Below are 3,525 nucleotides of genomic sequence, written 5' to 3' on the forward strand. Positions count from 1 at the left end.
ACCATATCCCGGTGATCACGGGTATGGGAATAGATATGCTGGAATTTTTACGGCTGGCAGAAGGGAAGATCCCCAACCTGGCCGGTATCAAGTATACCGCCGCTACCCTGCATGAATACCAGGCCTGCCTGAATTATAAGAACGGCAGGTTTGATATCCTGTACGGGTATGATGAGCTGCTGCTGCCGGCGCTGGCAGTAGGCGCACAGGCAGCTATTGGCAGTACCTACACTTTTGCAGCGCCGCTGTACCTGAAAGTGATGGCGTATTTCCGTGAGGGGAAGATAGCAGAAGCGCAGCAAATGCAGCTGCACGCCATTAACATGATCCGCTGCCTTTCCAGGTATTCGCCCATCCCTACACAAAAAACAATTATGAAGCTGATGGGCACGAACCTGGGGCCTTGCCGGCTGCCGTTGGTGAGCTTATCTGCGCAGCAGGAACAGGAGATCGGCAAATACCTGGAAGAGATAAAATTTGTTGAGGTACTGAAGAATGTTACTTCCAATGCATAGGCATGAGACGTATTTATTATTTCATATTTATTCTCTTAACCTGCGGTATGATTGAAAGTTGTATGCATGGCGGAAGCATGGTTACACAGGCCGGGTATCATTGGGATACCTTGCCTGCCATACCGGATAAAACGGGCTTTGCAGGCTCGTTTGCCGGTGTAGCAAATGGGGCATTGATCGTTGCAGGGGGCAGTAATTTTCCTAATGGAGGCACGCCCTGGAATGGCGGAAAAAAGGTTTGGTCCGACAGGATCTTTGTGCTGGAACACCCGCAGGGGCATTGGAAAGAAGCCGGCAGGCTCCCGCGCCCATTGGGTTATGGCGTATCCATATCAACAGAAAATGGATTGATCTGTATTGGTGGCAGTAATGCACAGGGACATTATAGGGATGTTTTTTTGATAAGCCGGCAGCAGGGGCAGATAGCCGTTACCGTTATGCCTTCCTTACCGGAGCCACTGGCCAATGCATGCGGTGTTATGGCAGATAGCTGCATTTATGTTGCCGGTGGCTTAAGATCAGCGGATGCACAAACAGCGGCAGCTGATTTTTATATGCTGGATCTAAAAGATACAGCCGCCGAACAGCACTGGCGTATACTGCCTTCCTGGCCAGGCCCCGCCCGAATGCTGGGTGTTGCCGGCGCACTGGGGCACGATATTTTCCTGTTCAGCGGCGCTACTTTAAAGAACGGGAAGCGGGAGTATTTAAAAGATGCTTACCGCTATAACCCGGAAACCGGCTGGCATAAATGTGCTGACATGCCGTTTGCAACGGTGGCTGCGCCTACGCCCGCGCTGATCTGCAATGATCATGTGCTGAACATTTTTGGAGGCGATACCGGCAAGGATGTGGAGCAGGCTGCTGCGCTGCGGGAGCGGCATCCGGGATTTTCTGATGAGATACTTGCATATGATCTAAACACGGATACCTGGACGCACAATGGGAAAATAGATACTCATCGCAATGCGGATGCGGTAACAGATCCCAACGCAAGCATCTGGGCGCCGGTGACCACTTCCTTTGTACAATGGAATGGGCTGCTGGTATTTCCCGGCGGGGAAGTGCGCCCCGGCACAAGAACACCGAATGTGCTAACCGCAACAGTAAACGGTATTAAATGATGAAACAAGCACGATATTATCCATGGGTAGTGGTAGCCCTGCTTTGGTTTGTAGCCTTGCTGAATTACCTGGACAGGCAAATGCTTTCAACCATGCGGCCTTCCATTCAGCTGGACATACGGGAGCTGGAAAGCGCCACTAACTTTGGCCGTTTAATGGCGGTGTTCCTTTGGATCTATGGATTAATGTCGCCGGTGTCCGGCATTATTGCAGATAAGGTTAGCAGGAAGTGGCTGATCATAGGCAGCCTGTTCGTATGGTCGGGCGTTACGCTGCTCATGAGCTATGCTACCGGTTTTAACCAGCTTTACTGGTTAAGGGCTGTGATGGGCATCAGCGAGGCATTGTACATTCCTGCAGCATTGTCGCTCATAGCGGATTATCACGGCTCTGCCACCCGCTCGCTGGCAGTAGGCCTGCATATGACCGGGTTATATATGGGGCAGGCGCTGGGTGGTTTTGGCGCTACCATTGCAGCTGCTTACTCCTGGCAGGCCACCTTTCATGGGTTTGGTCTTATTGGTGTTATCTATTCCGTGATCCTGATCTTTTTCCTGCGGGAAAAACGCGCACCTGCAGCAACAGCGCCGCTTACAAATGAAGAGCAGCCGCATTTTTTCCAGGGCCTGAAAGGTTTATTAACCCTGTTGCCGTTCTGGATCATCCTGTTATATTTTTCCATTCCCAGCATACCTGGCTGGGCTATCAAGAACTGGCTGCCTACACTTTTTTCCAACAGCCTGCATGTGCCAATGAGCCAGGCAGGTCCTGTAGCCACTATTACTATAGCAGCATCTTCTTTCCTGGGCGTAATTGCCGGCGGTTTATTATCTGACCGCTGGGTGCAGTGGAATGTAAAAGGCCGCGTGTACACCAGCGCTATTGGCCTTGGGTTAACCATACCAGCCCTGTTCCTGCTGGGGGTGGGGCATTCCACCTTCTTCCTGGTGGCATCTGCCTTTTGTTTTGGTATTGGTTTTGGCATGTTTGACGGCAATAATATGCCCATCCTGTGCCAGTTTGTTGCGCCGCGGCACAGGGCTACGGCCTATGGACTTATGAATATGGGCGGTGTATTTTCCGGCGCATTTATTACCAACTTCCTGGGTAAGTCAACAGATGCAGGGCACCTGGGGCGGGATTTTGCTCTAATGTCAGTAGTGATCCTGGCAGCGGTTGTTATGCTGCTGGCGTTCCTGCGGCCTAAAGTTAAAGATGCTGCTTAGCTGTTGCGTTTCATATACTCCACGGGAGAAAGGCCAAACTGTTTGCTGAAGCTTCGCCCGAAATTGGCCAGGGAGCTGAACCCCAGCATATCCGCTACCTCATTCACCTTGTAATTGCCTGTAAGCAGCAGCTCGGCTGCTTTCTTTAAACGGGTAAGATTGATCAGCTCATGAGGGCTCATATCAGACAGCACGCTGATCTTCCGGTATAAGGTAGGGCGGCTCATGTTCATTTGTTTTGCCAGGAACTCTACATCCAGCATTTTATCGTCCAGGTGTTTGCCAATGATCTGCTGTAAATTTCCCAGGAACTGCTCATCGGCCTTATTATACGCCATGCTTTTTATATGCGCCAGCGGCGAGCTTGCAAAATGGGCTTTTACCTTATTACGGTTGCTGAGCAGGCTGGCTATCTGCGCCTGCAAAAATTCAGGGGAAAAAGGTTTCTCCACATAAGCATCTGCACCTATTTCCAGGCCTTCTATCTTCGCCTGCAAAGTATTTTTGGCGGTAAGCAGTATCACGGGTATATGGCAGTACTCCACGTTATTCTTGATATGGCTGCAAAGCTCAAAGCCATCCATGTCCGGCATCATTACGTCGGATACTACCAGCTGTATTGCTTCGGTGTTCAATACTTCCAAAGCCCCTGTACCGCTG

The 3,525-nt window shown here is 50.9% G+C and carries 4 protein-coding genes; 3 read left to right on the forward strand and 1 reads right to left on the reverse strand.

Annotated features, from left to right (window positions below; translation table 11 throughout):
- The 3 genes from VIM87_RS06985 to VIM87_RS06995 all read left to right on the forward strand — a co-directional run.
- The coding region (locus VIM87_RS06985; RefSeq protein WP_331996284.1) for a dihydrodipicolinate synthase family protein at window positions 1–515 on the forward strand (515 nt) is incomplete at its 5' end.
- Window positions 516–562: 47 nt separating this feature from the next.
- On the forward strand, window positions 563–1,639 hold the full coding sequence (locus tag VIM87_RS06990) for a kelch repeat-containing protein (RefSeq protein ID WP_331996285.1): 1,077 nt from the start codon (window positions 563–565) through the stop codon (window positions 1,637–1,639).
- Complete coding sequence (locus tag VIM87_RS06995; RefSeq protein WP_331996286.1) at window positions 1,636–2,865, forward strand: MFS transporter; 1,230 nt, start codon at window positions 1,636–1,638, stop codon at window positions 2,863–2,865. Before VIM87_RS06990 ends, VIM87_RS06995 begins: the two co-directional genes overlap by 4 nt.
- Here VIM87_RS06995 and VIM87_RS07000 read toward each other — a convergent pair.
- Window positions 2,862–3,525: helix-turn-helix domain-containing protein (locus VIM87_RS07000; RefSeq protein WP_331996287.1), on the reverse strand; the 664-nt coding region annotated here is incomplete at its 5' end. The two genes, VIM87_RS06995 and VIM87_RS07000, sit on opposite strands and share 4 nt — an antisense overlap.

Source organism: Chitinophaga sp., from assembly GCF_036569125.1.
GTDB lineage: Bacteria > Bacteroidota > Bacteroidia > Chitinophagales > Chitinophagaceae > Chitinophaga.

Coding starts and splice junctions, on each gene's coding strand:
- VIM87_RS06990 (WP_331996285.1), top strand. CDS start 563: ATGATTGAAAGTTGTATGCATGGCGGAAGCATGGTTACACAGGCCGGG.
- VIM87_RS06995 (WP_331996286.1), top strand. CDS start 1,636: ATGATGAAACAAGCACGATATTATCCATGGGTAGTGGTAGCCCTGCTT.